The sequence below is a fragment of the Streptomyces sp. 1331.2 genome, from assembly GCF_900199205.1.
Lineage (GTDB): Bacteria > Actinomycetota > Actinomycetes > Streptomycetales > Streptomycetaceae > Kitasatospora.
Genome location: NZ_OBMJ01000001.1, coordinates 3805978 through 3824879, shown reverse-complemented (window position 1 = coordinate 3824879; position 18902 = coordinate 3805978). Strand labels below are relative to the sequence as shown.

Sequence of the window (18902 nt, the reverse complement as noted above, 5' to 3'; positions counted from 1 at the left end):
GCCGCTTCCGCTGCCTCCCGTCGCGCGGGTGACCCGGACGAGGGTCACCCGCGCGCGGGTCACTTGACCGCCAGCCAGACGACGGCGCCCAGCACGACCAGTGCGACGACCGCGACCAGCGCGATCACACCGGTACGGTTGCCGCCGCCGCTGCGGCCGTAGGTGGAAACGTTGCCCGGCTCCTGGCGAGCCGGAGTCTCGTCGACGAACGCCCGGAACATCTGGGTGCTGCCGGCGGGGTCGTAGTCGTTGTCAGCCATGGCACGGACTCTAACGAATCGGCCCACCTCAGGCACAGCCCGGACCCCCGTCCCGGCCGGCCCACCACCCCGTCGTGCGACGACGGTACGACGGGCTCGTGAAGACCGTGCGGCGAACGGAATGCCCTGCCGCGGAATCCGGTTGACTGCCACCATGACCGGAATCCACAGCCGGGTGAGCCTCGGCACCTCCGACCTGTCCGTCTTCCCGCTCGCCCTCGGCGGCAACGTCTTCGGCTGGACGGCCGACGAGGAGCAGTCCTTCGCCGTCCTGGACGCCTACGCCGCGGCCGGCGGCAACTTCGTCGACACCGCCGACGTCTACTCGGCCTGGGCTCCGGGCAACACCGGCGGCGAGTCCGAGACCGTCCTCGGCAACTGGCTGCGCAGCCGCGGCAACCGCGAGGACGTCGTGATCGCCACCAAGGTCGGCATGCACCCCGAGGCCAGCGGCCTGGGCGCCGCCAACATCAAGGCCTCGGCCGAGGCCTCGCTGCGCCGCCTGGGCGTCGATCGGATCGACCTCTACTACACCCACCGGGACGACGACACCCCGGTCGAGGAGTTCGTCACCGCGCTGGACGAGCTGGTCCGCGAGGGCAAGGTCCGTGCGGTCGCCGCCTCCAACATCGGCGCCGACCGGCTGTCCGAGGCGCTGGCCTTCGCCGAGCGCGAGGGCCTGGCGAAGTACGTCGCCGTCCAGCCGCACTACAACCTGGTCTCGCGCGACACCTTCGAGGGCCCGCTGGCCGACGTGGTCGCCGAGCACGGCCTGGCCACCGTCCCGTACTACGCGCTCGCCTCCGGCTTCCTGACCGGCAAGTACCGCCCGGGCGGCCCGGGTGTCGACAGCGCCCGCGCCGAGGGCGCCGCCCGCTACCTGGCCGAGCCGCGCGGTCCCAAGGTGCTGGAGGCGCTGGACGTGGTCGCCGCCGAGCACGGGGCCGAGCTCGCCGGCGTCGCCCTGGCCTGGCTCGCCGCCCGCCCGACGATCGCCGCCCCGATCGCCAGCGCCCGCACCGTCGAGCAGCTTCCGCCGCTGCTGGCCGGCGCCACGCTGAAGCTCACCCCGGAGCAGACCGCCCTCCTGGACGCCGCCTCCGCCGCCTGAGCACCTCGCCGCGCGCGACCGGGCCCCCGACAGCGGTGTGCTGTCGGGGGCCCAGTGCGTCACCTGCGGCCGACCGGCCCTACGGCCGCCCGAAGTGGGTCGGGTAGTAGCCCGAGTCGAGGGTCGAGATCCGGACGGTCCTGCCCGGCCGCGGCGCCTCCACGAAGGTGTTGCCGCCCAGGTATATCCCCACGTGGTGGATCCCCGAGGCCCGGCCGCTGTCCGACCAGAACACCAGGTCACCGCGGCGCAGCTGCCCCGCGCTGATCGGCGTGGTCGCCGCGTACTGGTCGTCGGCCACCCGCGGCAGGCTTATCCCCGCCCGCCGGTAGGCCTGCTGGACCAGCCCCGAACAGTCGTAGCCGGACGGGCCGTCGCCGCCCCAGACGTACGGCTTGCCCAACTGGGCGAGCGCGAAGTCGACGGCCTCCTCCTTGCTCCCGGCGTCCGGCACGGTGTCCGAGGACGGACGGCCCGCGGGCTGGGCGGGAGCGGGGTCCTCGGCCGAACCGCCCCCGGACTGCCCGGTGCGGTTCAGGTAGATGTCGTAGTGGCTGGTCCAGCGCCACTCGCCGCTGCCGTTCTTGAACCAGTACTTCGAGCCGTCCCACCCCTGGCGCAGCCCGGAGGAGGAGGCCGAACCGTTGGAGACGGCCGTCGAACCCGAGCCGGCGGCGCCGGATCTGCCGGAACGGCCGGTGCGGGCCGTGTAGACGTCGTAGTGGCTGGTCCAACGCCACTCGCCGGCAGCGTTCTTGAACCAGTACCTCGACCCGTCCCAGCCCTGCTTCCCGGCCGCGGCGTGCGCGGATCCGGCCCCGGCCGTCAGACCGACCACGCCGGCGCCCGCCAGCACGGTGGTGGCCAGGCAGGTGCTCCGTACGGCGCGGTGCATTCGGCTGCTGCCGGCTGCCGTCGCACCGCGGGCGGTGCGCGGCCGGGCGGCGCAGTTCGGGCAGCCGCAGCCGGTGATCGCGGGGATGCTGCCCAGGCGCTCCTCGAAGCCGATCAGACCGGGATCCTCGTCGAGTCCGATGCCCGGTTCGGCGTACGCGCCGGTGGCTATCCTCATGCGGGTCGTCCTTCCTTCCGCCCGGCACGCGCGGCCGGGGGCGGTACCGAAGCGGCCAATCCGGCCGGGGCGACGAAGGCGACCAGCAGCTGCTCCATCAGTGCGCTGCGGGCGGCCTCGTCCAGCTCGTGGGCGGTCGCCCGCTCCAGGCGGCGGACGGCGAGCGCCGCCGCCTCCACCGCGTCGTCCACCAGCACCGTCCGCAGGCCGGCGTCCAGGTCGGCCAACCGGCGGCGGCGCATCGACTCGGCGACCTCCGGCGCGTAGTCCAGCGCCAGCGGCTGCACCGAGTAGACCTCCAGGCCCGCCGGAGCGGCCTCGGCCGCCAGCGCCCTGGTCATCTCGTCGGCGAACCACTGCCCGTCGCGCAGCGCCGGCCCCGGCGCCGCGTTGCTGTCGCAGGGCAGCGTGGACGCCGTCCGGGTGAGCACCGCCTGGACCTGCTCGCGCAGGTAGCCCTCGTGGTCCTCGATCGCCAGCAGCGCCCGCGCGGTGTCCTTGACCCGCCAGACGACCAGCAGCCGGACCACGATCGGCGTACCGGTGCGGTCGACCACCTTGACCGGCTCGCTGCGCCAGTGCCGCAGCCGCACGTCCACCCGGCGGCGGCGCAGCAGCGGGTTGACCCAGACCAGGCCGGTCCGGCGGACGGTCCCCCGGTAGCGGCCCCAGCGGGAGAGCACCCGGGTCTCGCCGCCCGCGTTGGCCAGGAGCCCGGCGAGCGCGAGCACCACCAGCAGGCCGGATGCGCTGACCCCGGCGATCGCCCGGGCGTCCACCTCCGCCCGCCCGCTCGCCCGTGCGCCGGCCCCGCGCAGGTCGGGCAGCACCTCCCAGTGCGGGACGACGCCGGTGCGCAGCAGCACGAACAGCGCCCCGGCCAGGCCGAGCAGCAGCACCAGCAGGGCGAGCCAGCCCGGCAGCGTGGTGGCCGCGTGTTCGCGCAGCGCCTGGTCGGCCCGCGGGGGCCGCCGCGAGGTGGCGGCGGTGGATGCCCCGGTCCGGACGGGATCCAGCAGCTCGACGGTCTCCGGGGCGGCGGCCTCCAAGGGGTCGCGCAGGTCCACCGGGCCGACGGACGAGGGGCCGGGGAGGACGGCGAGCGAGGTGGTCGCCGGCCCGCTGTCGGCCGGGGCGGCCTTGACCGCCCTGATCGCCGAAGCCCCGGCCAGCGGGCCCGCATCAGAGGCGAAACGTTCCGGCACGGCCGGTGGGAACGCCTTGGACAGGTTCTCGGGTCGCTGCGAAGAATCGCGGGTGACGTCCATGCACGGATCCTCTGGGGTTGGTGTGTCGCGCAACGGGCGGCCCGGATCTGACGGGCAGTGCCATGGTCAGGCTAAGTTCATACGTCATCAAATGCGACATTTGAGCCGAGGTGTGTCGACATTTGCTGACGAATCGTCCAAGCCGACCCGACGCGCAGGCACATGAACGGGCGAGTGGAACAATCGGCGCAGGTCAGCGCCTGCGAGCACCGGGCCCACGGGCGAACACCCGGCGGGTGATCAGCCCGATCCCGGCGAGCACGAGCAGGACCCCGGCGAGTCCACCGCGCCAGCCGGCCTCCTCGGACCGCCCGGCCCCACTCTGCGCAGCGTCCATCGGCGGCGCGGCCAGCGGCCGGGCCTCCCCCTCCTCGGCCTCGCCGGCCTCGTCGGCTCCGACGGCTTCGGCCCCTCGGGGCCTGGTGACGGTGGGGGTCGGAGTCGACGTCGGAGTCGGCATCGGCGTCAGGGAGAACGTCGCGATGGTCGAGGCCGTCGGAGCGGCAGAGGGAACGACGGACACCGAAGCGGCCGTCGACGGAGCCTCCACCGCCGCCGCGACGGACGGGCTCGGCCTCGAACTCGGGCTCGGGCTCGGGCTCGGGCTCGGGCTCGGGCTCGGCGAGACCGACGGCGAGGGTGACGGCACGGCAGCCACGTGACTCTCGGTCGCCGATGGAGCAGTCACCGGCGGAACGACCACCGGCAGGACTCCCGGTGGGACCGGCACCGTCACCTGCGCCGAAGGCACCGCCACGACGGACGGACTCGGGCTCGGGCTCGGGCTCGGCGAAACCGAGGCGGAGGCGGAGGCGGAGGCGGAGGCCGAGGCGGAGGCCGAGGCGGAGGCGGAGGCGGAGGCGGAGGCCGAGGCGGAGGCGGAGGCGGAGGCCGAGGCGGAGGCCGAAGCCACCGCGGTCGGCGTCACCGACGGCGAAGCCGACGGGCTGGCAGCCACCGGGCCGGCCGCAGCCGATACCGATGCAGAAGCCGACGGGCTCGGCACCACCGACGGCACCACCGGCGTCGGCACCGCCGCTGCGGCGGCGACCCGTACCGGCACCGGGTCCGCCGAGGTCCCGTTCCCGGCCGGGTCCGTGGCCGTGACGGTCAGCCACTGCTCCCCGTCCGCGAGGTCCCGGTTGGCGGTGCAGGTCCAGCTGCCGTCGATCGCCGTCGTCGCGCCGCACAGCACCGTCCGCTGGTTCGGGTCCGCACCGACCCTGGCCGTGACCAGGACGTTCGAGCCCGGCTCCGCCCGCCCGGCGAGCTTCGGCCGGCTGACCCGCACGGTTTCCCCCGAGGCCGGCGCGGTGAGCACCGGCCGGTCCGGCGGGACGGTGTCGACCACGAGCGTGACCGGCTGCCCTGGCGTGCGGTTCCCCGCCGCGTCGACCGCGACCGGGGTGAGCTGGTGCTTCCCGTCCGTCAGGTTCTCGACCGGGAGGCAGGACCACCGGCCGTCCGCGTGCACCGTCGTGCTGCACAGTTCGCCCGCGGTGGAGCGGTCGGCGACCGAGACCGTGCTGTCCACGTCACCGGTGCCGGTGAGCTGCAGCCCGGGGTCGTTGGTGTAGGCGGGAAGGGAGAGGGCGGGCGCGGCCGGCGGCGCGGTCTTCACGGTGACCTTGACCACCTCGCCGCGCAGCACCACGCCGCCGCTGGTGGTCTCCACCGGGGTGAGGCCGTGCGGGCCTGCCGCGAGCGCCGTGGCGGGCCGGCAGGACCAGGTGCCGCCGCGGGCGACCTTGGCCTTGCAGAGCGCGGCGTTGTCCTCGCGGATCTCCACGGTGGCGCCGGCCACCGCGCCCTCGCCGCTGATCTCAGGGCGGCCGTCGGCGAGGACGGTGCCGTCGACGGGCTCGGCGATCTCCGGTCGGGCGGCGCCGACGGTCAGCTTGATCCGCTGGTCGGAGACCTGACCGGAGTCGGCGAAGCCGCCGGAGGGGACGAGCTGGCTGGTGTCGCGCCCGATCCGCAGCCGGGCCCAGGTCTCGCCGGAGGCCGCGCCCGGCGGGACGGTCCACTCCAGGGTGGCGGTGTCGGCGCCGGGCGGGACCTCGGTCTGCACCCGCCCGGCGGCGTCGAACCTGCCGGTGTGCCCGAAGTCGATCCAGCCCGCCAGGGTGGCGGGCTGGTCGCCGACAGCGACGGGGACGGTGACCCGGTAGTAGCGGCCGATCGCGGCGTCGACGGGGAAGCCGATGGACGGGTCGGCGCCCTGGTACTCGCTGCGGCCGGGCTGGAGCTTGGGCGGCGGCGGGTCGGCGAAGGGGCTGCGCAGGGAGGCGCCGTGGTCGAGCCGGATCATCGGCTCGTCCTCCGCCGCGGTGGCGGGGCCGTTCGGGCCGCGCCGCGAGGGGGTGGTGGCGGCGGCGCCGAGGAAGAGGTCGGAGATCACGTGCGAGGCGTTGCCGTAGGCCTGTGGCGCTGTTCCCAGGGCCTCGTCGACGCTGACGGTGTAGGCCTGGCGCAGGACGGGCGGGGCGGTGGTGCTGCCGGCCCGGGCGGTGGAGCGCTGCTCGATCCGGAAGACCGCGGTACGAAAGGTCCCGTCGAGTTCCAGGGAGCCCTCGGCGGCGGAGCCGGGCGCGGCGTCGGAGGTGCCGTCCGGGCCGGCGGGAGCGAGGGTGCTGCCGTCGACCGTCCAGCCGGGCCAGCCGGTGCGCTTGACCAGGGTGGGGGCGGCGGGCGTGCCGCCGGTGAGGGTCAGCCGGGTCGCGGTGCTGGTGGCCCCGGATTTCCCGGTGGCGGTCGCGGCGAGGCCGCTGAGGTGCAATCGGGGATTGCGGACCGGTCGGGAGAAATTCAGCCGGATTGTCCCCAGGGTGTGCCAGGAACCGTCCGCCTGAGGATGGTCCGGGGTGATTCCGAAGGTCTGGGCCGGAGCCCCGGGGCGCATTCCGTCGGTATAGAGGCCGGTGGAATGCCCCCCTCCGGGGTGGTCCGCCAATTCGCCCGGGGTGGCGGTGACGCCCACCCCGGGGGAGGCCTCGACATCGAATCGGACGGATAGCCCGGAGGGCAGCAGCGCCCGCTGGTCGCCCGACCAGGTACCGGGGGACTGCTGGGCCGCCGAGAGCGGGACGTTCCAACCGGTCAGCAGCCCGACCGTGAGGACCGCCAGGGTGGCAGCGGTGCGGTGGAACTGTCGGCTCATCCGGCTCTCCTTCGCGGTCGGCTGCCGAATGGGGCGGGCAGTCCGGGCACAAGATCCGACAAGAAGGAATCACGACGCCGGAACGGCGATCCTGCGACACCTGCGCTTTCGGCCGTGTCCCACCCGTTCGGCGGTCATCCGGGCGGCAGGGCGGGATGTACCCGAAACGGCCGCCTTTCATCCGTTGGGCGACAACGGGTCGATCCGCACGGATACCGGAACGGGAAATCCCGGCCGATCCGGGGGATTCCGGCGGACGGTATCTGACCACTCATCGGGAAGCCCTGTTCGAACGACCCGCCGCGAGCGGCCGGGATGTCCGCTCCTGGGTGATCGCTCCCGGGTGGTCGCTCCGGGGTCGTCACGGAGCCGGGAACGGGAGAAGCCCCCGGCCGACGGCCGGGGGCTTCTCGCTGGTGCGCTCAGCAGGATTCGAACCTGCAACCTCTTGATCCGTAGTCAAGTGCTCTATCCGTTGAGCTATGAGCGCAAGGAACGGGCGAACCCGATCTTGCGGAGTTTGGTGCGCTCAGCAGGATTCGAACCTGCAACCTCTTGATCCGTAGTCAAGTGCTCTATCCGTTGAGCTATGAGCGCTCGCCCCGTGAACGTTGCCCCGGGGCGTTGCGTGGACAACATTACATGACCTGCGACGTGGGGCGAAATCGATTGCCCCGGGCCCCGCCCCCGGGGACGCCCCGGGTCCGCCCAGGGCGGGCGGCCGGCCCGGCCCGACCTGCCGCCGACCGGCTCCGCCCGGCCTCCGGGAACGCGAAGAGCCCCCGCCGACGAGATCGTCGACGGGGGCTCCCGACTGGCGGAGGCTGAGGGATTTGAACCCTCGATCAGGAATAACCCCGAAACCGCATTAGCAGTGCGGCGCCATAGACCGGACTAGGCGAAGCCTCCCCACATGGACCAAGCCCGCGCGAGCGGACCCGTTCCGTGTGTCAGTGATGATGCCACAACCGTGGGGCTCGGCACCAACCACCGCCCACGTTACTAGGCGGGTCGACCCCGCCGCAAAGAAGAATGAGATACTGCCGTCTCCGGAGGAGCTGCCCCGAGCCGAGGAGACCTGTCGACGTGAGCAGCAGGCCGATCCGAGGCGCTGCTCGCCTCGCCGCCATACTCGACGCCCTGCCCGACGCGTTGTTGCTGGTGAACAGCAACGGCACCGTCGTGGACGCCAACAGCGCGGCGGTCCAGGCGCTGCAGGCGCCGGGCACCTCACTGGTCGGCATGGGCGTGCTGGGCCTGCTCCCCGAGTTCGACCCCAGCCGGATCCCGGGCTCGATGCGGCCGGCCACCCGGGACGGCGACGCCCTCGACCGTCCGGTCCGGATGACCGCCCACCGCACCGACGGCACCACCTTCCCGGTCGAGGTCTCCGGCAACGACTTCGCCGACGACGGCAGCGAGGGCCGCGGCTACGCACTCTCCCCGCTCGTCCCGTACGACCCGTACCGCGAGGGCTCGCGCTCGCCGTCCTCCTCCGACCTGCTCCTGCTGCTGGTCCGCGACCTGTCCGGCCGGCTCGGCGTCGAGGCCGAGCTGCGCCGCCAGCACAAGCAGACCGAGATGATCCTGCGCGCCGCCGCCGAGGGCGTGCTCGGGGTCGACCTCGAAGGCCGCTGCGTGCTGGTCAACCCGGCCGCCGCGCACATCCTGGAGTACCGGGCGAGCGAGCTGGGCGGGCGCGAGCTGCACCCGCTGATCCAGCACTCCCGGCCCGACGGCACCCCGCTGGCGCTGGAGGAGTCCGCGCTGCTGGACACCCTGACCTCCGGGCGCAAGCACCGGGTGCGCGGCACCGTGCTGTGGCGCAAGGACGGCCGGCCGGTCACCGTCGACCTCACCACCGCCCCGGTCCGGGACGGCGACCAGCTGGTCGGCGCGGTGATGACCTTCACCGACCGCAGCCGCGAACTCGCCCTGGTCGCCCGCAACGAGCACCTCACCGCCGTCCTGGAGAGCGAGCTGGGCGGCGCGCTGAACGCGCTGAACCAGCGGCTGGACGCGCTCGCCGCGGACCCCGCCGGGCAGCTCTGGCCGGAGGCCAACTGGACGCTGCGCCGGCTCGCCGCCGAGTGCCGCCGCTTCGGGAAGCTGATCGACGGAGTCCTGGACCACCAGCGGTGCGAGGCGGGCGAGAGCGGCGCGGCCGAGGCCAAGGACGGCAAGGACGCCAAGGACCGCAAGGACGACACCGACGGCAAGGGCGGCACCGACGGCGGGGACGGCAAGGGGCGCCGGAAGTCCGCGCCGCGGGTGCCGGTCTCGCTGGACGCGGTGGTGCGCCGGGCCGTCGAGGAGGCCGGCGAGCTGGTCGGCCCGGGCCGGGTGCGCTTCTCGGTGCACGCCGCCGCGGTCGAGGTGATCGCCGACGAGCGGCGGCTCGCCCAGGCGCTGGCCCACCTGGTCGCCGACGTCAGCGGCACCGGCTACGCACTGGACGCCCCCATCGCCCCCTCTCCCGGCCTGGCCGTGCCCGGGCTGAACGGCGGCTCGGTGCCCGTGCTGCCGCCCGCCGTGGAGCTGCCGACCGTCGTCCTGGCCGCCGCCCAGCGCGGCGAGGTCGCCCGGGTCGAGATCCGCGGCCCCGGTGTCGGCGGCAGCCCCGTCCACCTGCCGATAGCCCGCGCGGTGGTCGAGCGGCACGGCGGCGTGCTCCAGCCGCACGAGCTGCCCGGCAAGGCCGGCACCACGTACGTGGTCGAGCTGCCGCTGGACCCGGCCGCCGCGAAGGCCGCCGCCGAGCGCGCGTCCGCCGAGGGCCGCTCCGACCGGCCCAAGGAGACCGACAGCGCCGTCCTGCCCGAGCTCCCGGGCATCCCCCAGCTGCCCAGCAGCGACGGGCCCGCCGAGCCGGCCCCGGCCGCCCAGCCCGCTCAGGCCACTCCGGTCGTCCCGACGGGCGAGCAGCCGGACCGGGCTCCGGCCGAGGAGCCGCCCGCCGCCGAGCGGCGCGGTCGCCGTGGCCGGCCGGCCGCCGAGACCCCGGCGCCCGGCACCCCCGACACCCCCGCCGACCAGTGGCCGAACGCCCCCGCCCGGGTCGAACGGGCCGTCCCCGAGCAGTGGAACGGCACCGGCAACGATCCCGCGTACGGCCGTCAGGGCATGGCCGGCCCGAACGGCGTGCAGAGCGACCCGTGGGGCAAGGACGACGGCCGCTCCGGCCCCGCCTACGCCGTGCCCGTCGAGGGCGAGCGGGCCCAGCAGAACCGGACCGGCGGGCGCGAACCGCTCGCGCTCGGTCCGGCCCCGGCGTCCGCCCCCGCCGCGCCGGCCGGCGCCGAGGGCACCCCGGCGGGCGGCACCCCGACCGCCGAGGCCGCCCCGGAGGAGGCTCCCGGCGAGCCCAAGCCCCGTCGACGCCGCGCCCTGCCCTCCGCCGAGGACTCCTCCGGCGGCTTCGCCCTGCCCGGGATGCCCGAGGCCCCGGTCTACCCCGGCCTGGAGCACGCCCTGCCGGTCGGCCCCGCGCCCGCGCCGCCCGAACCGGCCGCCACACCGACCGGGCGCCGCCGCCGGCTGGCCGTCCCGCCGGGGCCCGGCCCGGACGCGCCGGTGGGCACCGCCGCTCCGTCCGGCCAGGAGCCGGGCACGCCCGGCACCGCGCCGGCGCCCGCCCGGCCCGCACTGCCCGCCGCCGAGGAACCGTCGGGCCCGCGCCCGGTCGGCACCGGCCTGGGCGAACTCGCCCCGCCGCGCCCGCTCGGCACCGCCGCGGTGCCCGCCGGCGCGCCGCAGCCGCCCGTCCCGGCCGAGGCCCGGACCGCGCCGCGCCCGATGGCGGAGCTCGCGGCTGCCGAGGAGCGGCCCGCCGGCGCCCCGCCCTTCCCCGAGCAGGCGTCGGCCACCGGTGGCGAGCTGGCCAACACCCGTCGGCTGCTGGTCTGGCCGGAGCCCGACCCGGCCACCAAGCAGGCCCTCCAGGCCCGCGGCTACCTACCGGTGATCGTCAGCTCCCGCGAGGAGGTGGACGCCCAGGTCTCCGGCTTCCCCGCCGCCCTCTTCGTCGACCCGCTGACCGGCCCGATCACCCGCACCGCGCTGCAGTCGCTGCGCACCGCGGCGCTCAACCGCCGCGTCCCGGTGCTGGTCACCGCCGGCCTCGGCCAGGCCACCCGGGACGCCGCGTACGGCGCCGACCCGGCCGTCCTGCTGCGCGCCCTCGCGCCGCGCGACGGCGAGCACCACGCCCCGCGCGTCCTGCTGGTCGAGGGCGACCCGGACATCGCCGCCGCCATGATCAGCAGCCTGGAGCGGCGCGGCATGCACGTCGAGCACGCGGTGGACGAGAACGACGCCGTGGCCCGGGCCAGCAGCGTGCAGCCCAACCTGGTGGTGATGGACCTGCTGCAGATCCGCCGCCGCCGGGTCGGCCTGCTGGACTGGCTGCGCGCCAACGACCGGCTGCACCGCACCCCGCTGGTGGTCTACACCTCGGTGGACCTCGACCCGCGCGAGCTGCCCCGGCTGCGCACCGGCGAGACGGTGCTGTTCCTGGCCGAGCGCTCGACCAGCGAGGACGTCCAGGGCCGGATCGTGGACCTGCTCGGGCGGATCGGCGCGATGGGCGAGGCGGGCGTGGCCGCCGCGGGCTGAGCCCCCGCACACGTCGAAGGGCCGGTCGCCCCCGTTTCTTTACGGGGCGACCGGCCGCTTCCGTCCCTGCGGCTACTCCTTGCCGAGCACCGTGACGTCCAGCTCGTCCGCCGCGTAGCTGGCCCGGATCACCTTCTTGTCGAACTTGCCGACCGAGGTCTTCGGCACCGACTCCACGATCGACCAGCGCTCCGGCAGCTGCCAGGAGGCGATCCGCCCGGCCAGGAAGGCCCGCAGCTCCTTCAGCCCGACGGTCGCGCCCGGGCGCAGCACCACGGTGGCCAGCGGGCGCTCTCCCCACTTCTCGTCCGGTACGGCGACCACGGCGGCTTCGGCCACCTGGGGGTGGGCCATCAGCTCGTTCTCCAGCTCGACCGAGGAGATCCACTCGCCGCCGGACTTGATGACGTCCTTGGCCCGGTCGGTGAGGGTCAGGTAGCCGTCCGCGGTGATGGTGCCGACGTCGCCGGTGCGCAGCCAGCCGTCCTCGGAGAACTTGTCGTCCGGGCGGAGCGGGTCCTGCCCGGCCCCGCCGTAGTACGCGCCGGCGATCCACGGGCCACGCACCTCCAACTCGCCCGCCGAGACGCCGTCGTGCGGCATCTTCTCGCCGCCCGGGCCGATCAGCCGGGCCTCGACGGAGGCCGGGAAGATGCCCTGGGTGACCCGGTACGGCCACTCCTCCTCCGGGGTCAGGCCGCCGGGCGGCTGGGCGAAGGAGCCGAGCGGGGAGGTCTCGGTCATGCCCCAGGCGTGGATGACCCGGATGCCGTGGCGCTCCTCGAAGCCCTGCATCAGCGACGGCGGGCAGGCGCTGCCGCCGATGACCACCATGCGCAGGCTGGAGGTGTCGTAGTCGCCCGCGTCGAGCTCGTCCAGCAGGCCGCTCCAGATGGTGGGGACGGCGGCGCTGACGGTCGGGCGGACGGCGGCGATCATCTCGGCCATCGGCTTGGGCTGGAGGAAACGATCCGGCATCAGCAGGTTGGCGCCGGACATGAAGGCGGCGTGCGGGATGCCCCAGGCGTTCACGTGGAACATCGGGACCACCGGCAGCGCGGTGTCGCGCGGGGTGAAGGCGAAGTTGTCGCCGGTGTTGACCTGCAGGCAGTGCAGGTAGACCGAGCGGTGGCTGTAGAGCACGCCCTTCGGGTCGCCGGTGGTGCCGGAGGTGTAGCAGAGCACGGCGGCCTCGCGCTCGTCGATGTCGCTGCGCCACGGGAAAGTGGTCGGCCGGCCCGCGATCAGCTCCTCGTAGTCGTGCACGCCGCCCGCGAAGCCCGCCAGCAGCGAGCGGTCGCCGGGGCCGCTCACCACGATGTGCTTGAGCGTGGGCGCCAGGTCCGCCAGGACGGCGGCGAGCAGCGGGAGGACCGTGCCGTTGACGATGATCACGCGGTCGGCGGCGTGGTTGACGATGAACGACAGCTGCTGCGCCGGCAGCCGCAGGTTGAGCGTGTGCAGCACGGCCCCCATCGCGGGGACGGCGAGGTACGCCTCCAGGTGTTCCGAGTTGTTCCACATCAGGGTCGCAACCCGGTCGTCCCCGGTCACCCCGAGCTCGTCGCGCAGCGCGCAGGCGAGCTGCGCGGCGCGGGCGCCGACCTCGGCGTAGCTGCGCACGACCGGACCGGTGCCGTCCCAGGTGGTGACGGTCGAGCGGGCGTGGATCGTGGACCCGTGCTCCAGGATTCGGGCGACGGTGAGCGGGACGTCCTGCATCGTGCTGAACACGGGTCCTCCTTGACCTGGCGGGCACTGGCGGCTGCGCCTGCGGCACCTACCGGGCGGTAATGTGCGCGGACTTGCCCGATTTTGCCGTCTCGCGCCACCCGCTGTCAGCATCCCGACACCGTTGCACGGATCACGGCCCGGCCGTGGCCGGGGCGATCCCGGCCTACCGGACCGTCAGGCCTGCTCGTGGCGGCAGAGGCGGAGGGAGTTGGCGGGGTCCGGGGTGTAGGCCGGGTCGAGGGTCCAGCCCTGTTCGGCGGCGATGCGCAGGGCCTGGTGGGCGCCGGCGCCGCGGTACGTGGCGCGGTTCAGCCGGATGCGGCGCAGCCGGGTGCCGCCGGGACCGGTGGGCGGCCCGTTGCTGCCGTCCTTGCGGGCGGTGTCGCGCGCGAGGATCCGGCGGATGTGGCGGTCCCAGGCCGCCGGGCTGTCGGTGAACTCGGCCCGGAAGGCGCGCGGGCCGACCGTCCAGCGGGCACCCCAGCGCTCCCAGTAGTCCGGCTCCGGGCGGCTCACCCAGAAGGTGAGCAGGCCGTACACCGGGACGTAGAGGATCTGGAGGAGGAAGACGAAGGGCAGCAGCAGCGCCGGGCGGGTCGGCTGCGGGCCCCACGGGGTACCGGGGGCGGCGGGCGGGTCCTGCGGGGACGGGGCGTTCAGGCCGGCCGGGGCGGGGAAGCGGCGGACCAGCCGGACCTGCTCGGCGTCCGTGCCGGACAACGACCCCTGCCAGCCGTGCCGTTCGGCGAGCCGGACCACGCCGTCCGCGCCGAGGCCCCGGTAGAGGCGCACGGCGAGCCCGACCGACACCTCCCGGCCGAGGTCGGCCTGCACCTCGCCGCCGCCGGCCGCGTGCGCGGCCTCGGCGGCCTCGATGCGGCGCCGGAGGATCGGAGTGAGGTAGCGCTCCCAGTCCTCCGGGCGGCCGGTGAGCTCGGCCCGCAGGCGGCGCGGCGGGAGGAAGGTGCGGTTGACCTTCAGCCAGCCGTCGGAGCTGGGGCCACTGCCGCTGTAGTCCGCGAGGAGCAGGACGGCGAAGAGGAGCACCAGGCCGAGGATCCAGAGCGGGGCGTAGATCCACTGGAGGAGGAACTGGAGCAGCACGGCGAGGCGGCCGCGGCGCGGGGCCGGGCCAGGGAAGGCGGCTCCGGGTGCGGGCGGCGCAGGTTGTGCGAGTGGCGCGGCCTGTGCGGACGGTGGGGCGAACTGGGCTTCCGGGTACGGGGGTTGGGCGGCGTACGGCTGCGACGCGGCGTATGGCTGCGGCGCGGCGTACGGGTGCGGCGGCGCGACCGGTTGTGCGTACGGGTTCTGCGGCACGGGCTGTGCGTACGGGTTCTGGGGCGGCGGTGCGCCGTGCCCATAGCCGTACCCGTACCCCTGGCCGTCCGACATGGCGCCCCGCCCCCCGTCTGCTCGATCGGGGGTCACCCTACCGGCGGGGCCGTCAGTCGGCGGTCGGGCCGTCCGTCTGGTTGCGGTCGACGGTGAGGGTGGCGCCGCCGTAGCTCTCCGCGACGTTGCCGTGGTGCTGGTGGACGCGCTGGTGGAGGTTCCAGAGGTCGGGGTCGAGGCCGCCGGAGCCGGCGGTGTCGGCGCGGTCGTCCCAGCGGGCGTACCAGAGCGCATCGGGCAGCGGGGAGCTGCCGGCCCGGGCGGCGGCGGCCAGGTCGGCGATGCCGGAGTCGAGGCTGGAGTAGACGCCGGAGCGGTAGCCGGCGGAGTGCAGGGCCTGGGTCCAGCCGAGGGCGAAGTCGACGACGGCCTGGCCGCAGGCCGGATCGTGCAGCGGGTAGGCCTCGATGTCCAGGTAGACCGGGCTGCCCGGGGCGAAGCCGAGCGAGCGCAGCGCGCGGGCGGCCTCGTCGGCCTCGTCCCGGCCCTGCTGCACGGCCTTCGCCGGGTCGATCCGCTTGGGCTTGCGGCTCGGATCGGCGCACGGCGCCTGCAGTCCGACGTGCACCGGCAGGAACCGCCAGCCCATCGCACGCGCGTGGTGCACCCACTCGGCGGTGAGCCGGGGCTGGCCGCAGCCGCGCTGGGAGCCGCTGGTGTAGATGCCGACCGCCCCGTACGGGGAGGTGCCGCGCCAGGCCCGCAGGGTGTCGAGCGGCGGCGCCGTGCAGACGTCGAAGGCGGGGCCGCTCCAGCTCTCGCGCACCCGGGGCGGGACGGCCCGGTCGGGGAGGGTGACGGCCCGGATGCGGGGGACGGCGACGGGGGCGGCGGCTCCGGCGCTCACGCCCGTCCCGTCGGTGGCCAGCAGGAGCACGAGGGAGGCGGCCAGGAGGGAGGCGGGACGGAGGTAGCGCATCCGGCCTTGTTACTGACGGACCATCGGATGAATCCGGCAGCCACGCCGCGAGGCCTTCCGGAGGCCACCCCTTCGGGCGCACCCGTCCGCATCCGTCCCGATATTGGTAACGAGCTTGCCCGTTCAGCACTCCTTACGGCAAACTCGCCACTATGCCCACCTCCCATACCAGCGAAACCCCCGCCGCCTCGTCGTCGGCCGCCGCCGTCGCCGAGGCCCTTGCCATGCCGCCCGCCCCCAAGGGCGAGCCTGCCGGCGAGCGGGGCAGCTGGCGACGAGGCGGGGCCTCCTCCGGCTCCGGGGCACCACCCGAGGTCCAGCCCGGCCGCTCCACCGGCCGGTTCGGCAAGGTCCTGCGGCGCCCGGAGAGGATCCCGGCGCCGCTTCTCTGTCTGACCGCGATGTTCCTGGTGCAGACCGGCATCGCGCTGTCCAAGCCGCTCTTCGGCCCGCTCGGGGTCAGCGGCACGACCTTCCTGCGGCTCGGCTTCGCCGCCGTCATCCTGCTCGCCGCCACCCGCCCGAAGCTGCGCGACAAGCGCCCGCGCGACCTCGCCGCGGCGGCGCTGCTCGGCATGGCCTCGGCCGGGATGACCTTCCTGTTCGCCGGGGCGATCGACCGGCTGCCGATGGGCACCGCCGCGACCATCGAGTTCCTGGGCCCGCTCGCGGTCGCCCTGGTCTTCGCCCGGCGCGCCAGCCACCTGCTCTGGGCGCTGCTCGCGGCCGCCGGCGTGATGCTGCTGACGCTGCTCGGCGAGGGGGACGGCGGCGGCTCGCTCGACCCGGTCGGCCTGCTCTTCGCCTTCGGGGCGGCCGCCTGCTACGCGCTGTACATCCTGTTCACCGACAAGGTCGGCGCGACCTTCCAGGGGTTCCAGGGCCTGGCGGTGTCGATGACGGTCGGCGCGCTGACGATGGCTCCGTTCGGGCTCGGCCAGGCCTGGGACGGGCTGACCGCGCCCGACGCCTCGCCGCTGGTGCTGCTCGCCTCGGTGGCCGGGGTGTCGCTGCTGCTGCCGGTGATCCCGTACGCGCTGGAGATGACCGCGCTGCGCCGGATGCCGCAGCGGGTGTTCAGCGTGCTGGTCAGCCTGGAGCCGGCGGTCAGCGCGCTGGTCGGCCTGGTGGTGCTGGGCCAGCTGCTGGGCGTGCCGCAGCTGGCCGGGATCGGGTGCGTGGTGGCGGCCAGCGTGGGTGCCACGCTGACCGGGCGCCGGTAGGCGCGGCGCCTCCGTCGGGGGGGTCAGCGCGCGCCGGGGCGTCGGGGCGTCGGGGCTTTACGGCTGAGGACGCCCCGATGCACTACGGCCAGAGCAGGGTGCGCGACCACTCCGGGGAGCTGACCGGGCCGGTGCGGGTGTAGCGCAGCCGGACGTGCCGGCGCTGGGCGTCGCCCTGCCAGAACTCCACCTCGTGCGCCCACAGGGTGTAGACCGCGTGCCCGGGCGCGACCGCGTCCGGGTGCGCCTCCAGGCGGCGACGAGCGACCGCCACCGCCTCGTCGTACTCGGCCGGCGAGGACAGCGGCTCGCTCTGCCGCCCGACCAGCGCGCCGACCCGGGCGGCGGGCGTACGGGTGGCGAACTCGGCGGCGGCGACCACGTCGGCAGCCCGCTCGACGGTGCCGCGCACCCGCACCTGGCGGCCCAGCTGCGGCCAGTAGACGCTCAGCGCCGCGGCCGGGTGGCCGGCGAGCTGACGGCCCTTGGGGCTGTCGGCGGCGGCGGAGAAGTTCCAGCCGGTGCCGGCCGCGTCGACGTCACGCAGCACCAGCACCCGGGCGTCCGGCATGCCGTCCGAGTCGACGGTGGAGAGGGTGAACGCCTGCGGGTCCAGCACCCCGGCGTCCAGCGCGGTGGCGAGCCAGTCCACGAACAGCGGGCCGGGCGCGGCGGGCGCGGCCGTGTGGTCGAAGGACGGCAGCGGGCGGGCCATCGGCGGGCGGCCGAGCAGCAGCTCGGGGACGGACCTGGGCTCGGGCCGGCGCTCACCGGCCGGCTCGACCGTCGGCTCCGGGCGCGACTGCGCCTGCGCCGCGGGATCGGGCTCCGGTGCAGGCCTGGCCTCGTCCGGACCGGTCAGGCCCTCCTCCTCCGCCGCCATCGCGCACCCTTCCTTCCGATTGCCGCGGTCGCCACCCCGGCCGGGCCGGCCCTTCCGGGCCCGGGAACGTGGTGCGCTGTCGGAGCGCAACCGTACCGCCGTGAGCCGACGGCTCCGGGCGCGGGCCCTCGGGTCGGCGGATCGCGGCCGGTCGGCGGGGACGGGGTGGACGGCGGGCGGAGCGGCGCCGGACGCACTCGTGGGCGGTGCCGATGGCGGCACCGCCCACGAAGCCGGTTTCGCGGCGACCCTTTCCGCTGGCCGGTCGATGCGCTGTTCCTCCGTGATGCGCGGATCCCTCTGGTTGTTCCGGTTGTTCCGGTTGTTTCCTGCTGCTCCGTTCGTTCCGGCCCGTTCCGGGCCCGACCGCCGATGCTCGGCCCGCCCGTGGACAGCCACCTCCGGCGCCCCCGCCTTCCGTGGTGCCCGGTGCGGTCATGCGATCACGCGGTCACTCGGCTCCGCGGCCACACAGCCGCTCGGCCGCTCGGCATGGTCAGGGGAAGATCGGGGCGAAGATGACGTTGACGTTCTTGTTGCCCTGGCCGGCCAGGATGGCGCCCGCGTTGTCCTTCGCCGCGAGGGTGTTGCTCTGGTTCGAGGCGCCGGAGCCGGTGGCCGTCTGCTGGTTCGAGACGTAGTTGCCGTCGACCCCGCCGAACACGTTGCCGGTGCCGGTGTTGGACACCACGCCGGCGTTGGAACCGCCCGCGGCGCCCGCGCCGTTGTCGGCGACGGCAGCACCGGCGCCTGCCAGCAGCAGACCGGCCGCGAGCGGCCCGGCGAGCAGGAGTCCGGCCACCCGATGGGAGTGGATGCGAGCCATGAATGCCTCCAAGAAGGTGTTGATCGCATTGATCGAGCATGGTGTGCAAGGTTCGCCGGCCAGACGAACACCTGCGGGCTGCGACGCCGGACGTCAGACTTCCGCAACAAATCGACAAAGCACTAGCCGACGGAGCCGTTTTCGCCCTTTAGCGTGATATCCACCAGGGCCGGGAATAACAGCGAAGCAAAGGGAAACTCGCCGACGCACCCTTGCTGACCTGGGATTTTCACTCGAACGGCGGCACCTCGACGGGCCTCCGGAAACGGCGCTTCGACGCCGGACGAACCACCTGTCGCACCACCCCGGCGCAGACGAACCACGAACGCGCCCCTGAAAAGTTCGGTCACCCTTCCATGTCGACTTTCCAGCCATCTCCCGACCATCAGAAAGTCACATCAATACAGCGGGCGGACGGGCGCGGAGAAACCGCCGAT

Annotated in this window: 13 protein-coding genes and 3 tRNA genes; 3 read left to right on the top strand and 13 right to left on the bottom strand. The window is 74.7% G+C overall.

What is annotated here, in order from left to right; all coding sequences use genetic code 11:
- Positions 1–59: 59 nt before the first annotated feature.
- Positions 60–260 carry a hypothetical protein gene (locus CRP52_RS16170; RefSeq protein ID WP_097237035.1) on the bottom strand — a complete coding sequence of 67 codons (201 nt, stop codon included), beginning with the start codon at positions 258–260 and terminating at the stop codon, positions 60–62.
- A 163-nt stretch (positions 261–423) separates the two neighbouring features.
- On the opposite strand from CRP52_RS16170, the gene CRP52_RS16165 reads away from it, so the two are divergent.
- On the top strand, positions 424–1371 hold the full coding sequence (locus tag CRP52_RS16165; protein WP_373560559.1) for an aldo/keto reductase: 948 nt from the start codon (positions 424–426) through the stop codon (positions 1369–1371).
- A 79-nt stretch (positions 1372–1450) separates the two neighbouring features.
- On the opposite strand, the gene CRP52_RS16160 is transcribed toward CRP52_RS16165, so the two are convergent.
- From CRP52_RS16160 to CRP52_RS16135, 6 genes are all read right to left on the bottom strand, one after another.
- Positions 1451–2443 (bottom strand): C40 family peptidase, encoded by a 993-nt coding sequence (locus tag CRP52_RS16160; RefSeq protein WP_097237033.1) that lies wholly within the window; start codon positions 2441–2443, stop codon positions 1451–1453.
- Positions 2440–3711 (bottom strand): SPFH domain-containing protein, encoded by a 1272-nt coding sequence (locus CRP52_RS16155; RefSeq protein WP_097237032.1) that lies wholly within the window; start codon positions 3709–3711, stop codon positions 2440–2442. Before CRP52_RS16155 ends, CRP52_RS16160 begins: the two co-directional genes overlap by 4 nt.
- Before the next feature lie 193 nt (positions 3712–3904).
- Positions 3905–6871 carry an Ig-like domain-containing protein gene (locus CRP52_RS38915; RefSeq protein ID WP_107474897.1) on the bottom strand — a complete coding sequence of 989 codons (2967 nt, stop codon included), beginning with the start codon at positions 6869–6871 and terminating at the stop codon, positions 3905–3907.
- A 414-nt stretch (positions 6872–7285) separates the two neighbouring features.
- Positions 7286–7361: transfer RNA gene (locus CRP52_RS16145), tRNA-Arg, on the bottom strand.
- A gap of 31 nt (positions 7362–7392) precedes the next feature.
- A tRNA-Arg gene (locus tag CRP52_RS16140) sits at positions 7393–7468 on the bottom strand.
- A 218-nt stretch (positions 7469–7686) separates the two neighbouring features.
- A tRNA-Ser gene (locus CRP52_RS16135) sits at positions 7687–7780 on the bottom strand.
- A gap of 177 nt (positions 7781–7957) precedes the next feature.
- Between CRP52_RS16135 and CRP52_RS16130 the strand changes: the two genes are divergently transcribed.
- Positions 7958–11485: a hybrid sensor histidine kinase/response regulator gene (locus CRP52_RS16130; protein ID WP_097237031.1), complete on the top strand. Its 3528-nt coding sequence runs from the start codon at positions 7958–7960 to the stop codon at positions 11483–11485.
- Between the two features lie 72 nt (positions 11486–11557).
- Here CRP52_RS16130 and CRP52_RS16125 read toward each other — a convergent pair whose 3' ends face one another.
- The 3 genes from CRP52_RS16125 to CRP52_RS16115 all read right to left on the bottom strand — a co-directional run bounded on the left by CRP52_RS16125 (position 11558) and on the right by CRP52_RS16115 (position 15533).
- Positions 11558–13219 carry a long-chain fatty acid--CoA ligase gene (locus CRP52_RS16125; RefSeq protein ID WP_097237030.1) on the bottom strand — a complete coding sequence of 554 codons (1662 nt, stop codon included), beginning with the start codon at positions 13217–13219 and terminating at the stop codon, positions 11558–11560.
- A gap of 174 nt (positions 13220–13393) precedes the next feature.
- The gene (locus tag CRP52_RS16120) at positions 13394–14614 is read right to left on the bottom strand and encodes a hypothetical protein (RefSeq protein ID WP_097237029.1); all 1221 of its coding nucleotides are present in this window, start codon (positions 14612–14614) and stop codon (positions 13394–13396) included.
- A 52-nt stretch (positions 14615–14666) separates the two neighbouring features.
- Positions 14667–15533, bottom strand: coding sequence for a DUF1906 domain-containing protein (locus CRP52_RS16115; RefSeq protein WP_097237028.1), 867 nt, complete (start codon positions 15531–15533; stop codon positions 14667–14669).
- Between the two features lie 152 nt (positions 15534–15685).
- On the opposite strand from CRP52_RS16115, the gene CRP52_RS16110 reads away from it, so the two are divergent.
- On the top strand, positions 15686–16756 hold the full coding sequence (locus CRP52_RS16110; RefSeq protein WP_218893093.1) for an EamA family transporter: 1071 nt from the start codon (positions 15686–15688) through the stop codon (positions 16754–16756).
- Positions 16757–16838: 82 nt separating this feature from the next.
- Here the strand turns inward: CRP52_RS16110 and CRP52_RS16105 are convergent, their stop codons facing one another.
- The 3 genes from CRP52_RS16105 to CRP52_RS37635 form a co-directional block, all read right to left on the bottom strand.
- On the bottom strand, positions 16839–17639 hold the full coding sequence (locus CRP52_RS16105) for a pyridoxine/pyridoxamine 5'-phosphate oxidase (RefSeq protein WP_257032521.1): 801 nt from the start codon (positions 17637–17639) through the stop codon (positions 16839–16841).
- 496 nt (positions 17640–18135) lie between these two features.
- On the bottom strand, positions 18136–18465 hold the full coding sequence (locus CRP52_RS16100; protein WP_097237026.1) for a hypothetical protein: 330 nt from the start codon (positions 18463–18465) through the stop codon (positions 18136–18138).
- A 122-nt stretch (positions 18466–18587) separates the two neighbouring features.
- Positions 18588–18815: a hypothetical protein gene (locus CRP52_RS37635; protein ID WP_143685755.1), complete on the bottom strand. Its 228-nt coding sequence runs from the start codon at positions 18813–18815 to the stop codon at positions 18588–18590.
- Positions 18816–18902: the final 87 nt, after the last annotated feature.

Excerpts from the sequence above, each read along its gene's own strand:
- CRP52_RS16170 (WP_097237035.1), bottom strand. The coding sequence starts at position 260 with ATGGCTGACAACGACTACGACCCCGCCGGCAGCACCCAGATGTTCCGG.
- CRP52_RS16160 (WP_097237033.1), bottom strand. The coding sequence starts at position 2,443 with ATGAGGATAGCCACCGGCGCGTACGCCGAACCGGGCATCGGACTCGAC.
- CRP52_RS16155 (WP_097237032.1), bottom strand. The coding sequence starts at position 3,711 with ATGGACGTCACCCGCGATTCTTCGCAGCGACCCGAGAACCTGTCCAAG.
- CRP52_RS38915 (WP_107474897.1), bottom strand. The coding sequence starts at position 6,871 with ATGAGCCGACAGTTCCACCGCACCGCTGCCACCCTGGCGGTCCTCACG.
- CRP52_RS16120 (WP_097237029.1), bottom strand. The coding sequence starts at position 14,614 with ATGTCGGACGGCCAGGGGTACGGGTACGGCTATGGGCACGGCGCACCG.
- CRP52_RS16115 (WP_097237028.1), bottom strand. The coding sequence starts at position 15,533 with ATGCGCTACCTCCGTCCCGCCTCCCTCCTGGCCGCCTCCCTCGTGCTC.
- CRP52_RS16110 (WP_218893093.1), top strand. The coding sequence starts at position 15,686 with ATGCCCACCTCCCATACCAGCGAAACCCCCGCCGCCTCGTCGTCGGCC.
- CRP52_RS16105 (WP_257032521.1), bottom strand. The coding sequence starts at position 17,639 with ATGGCGGCGGAGGAGGAGGGCCTGACCGGTCCGGACGAGGCCAGGCCT.
- CRP52_RS16100 (WP_097237026.1), bottom strand. The coding sequence starts at position 18,465 with ATGGCTCGCATCCACTCCCATCGGGTGGCCGGACTCCTGCTCGCCGGG.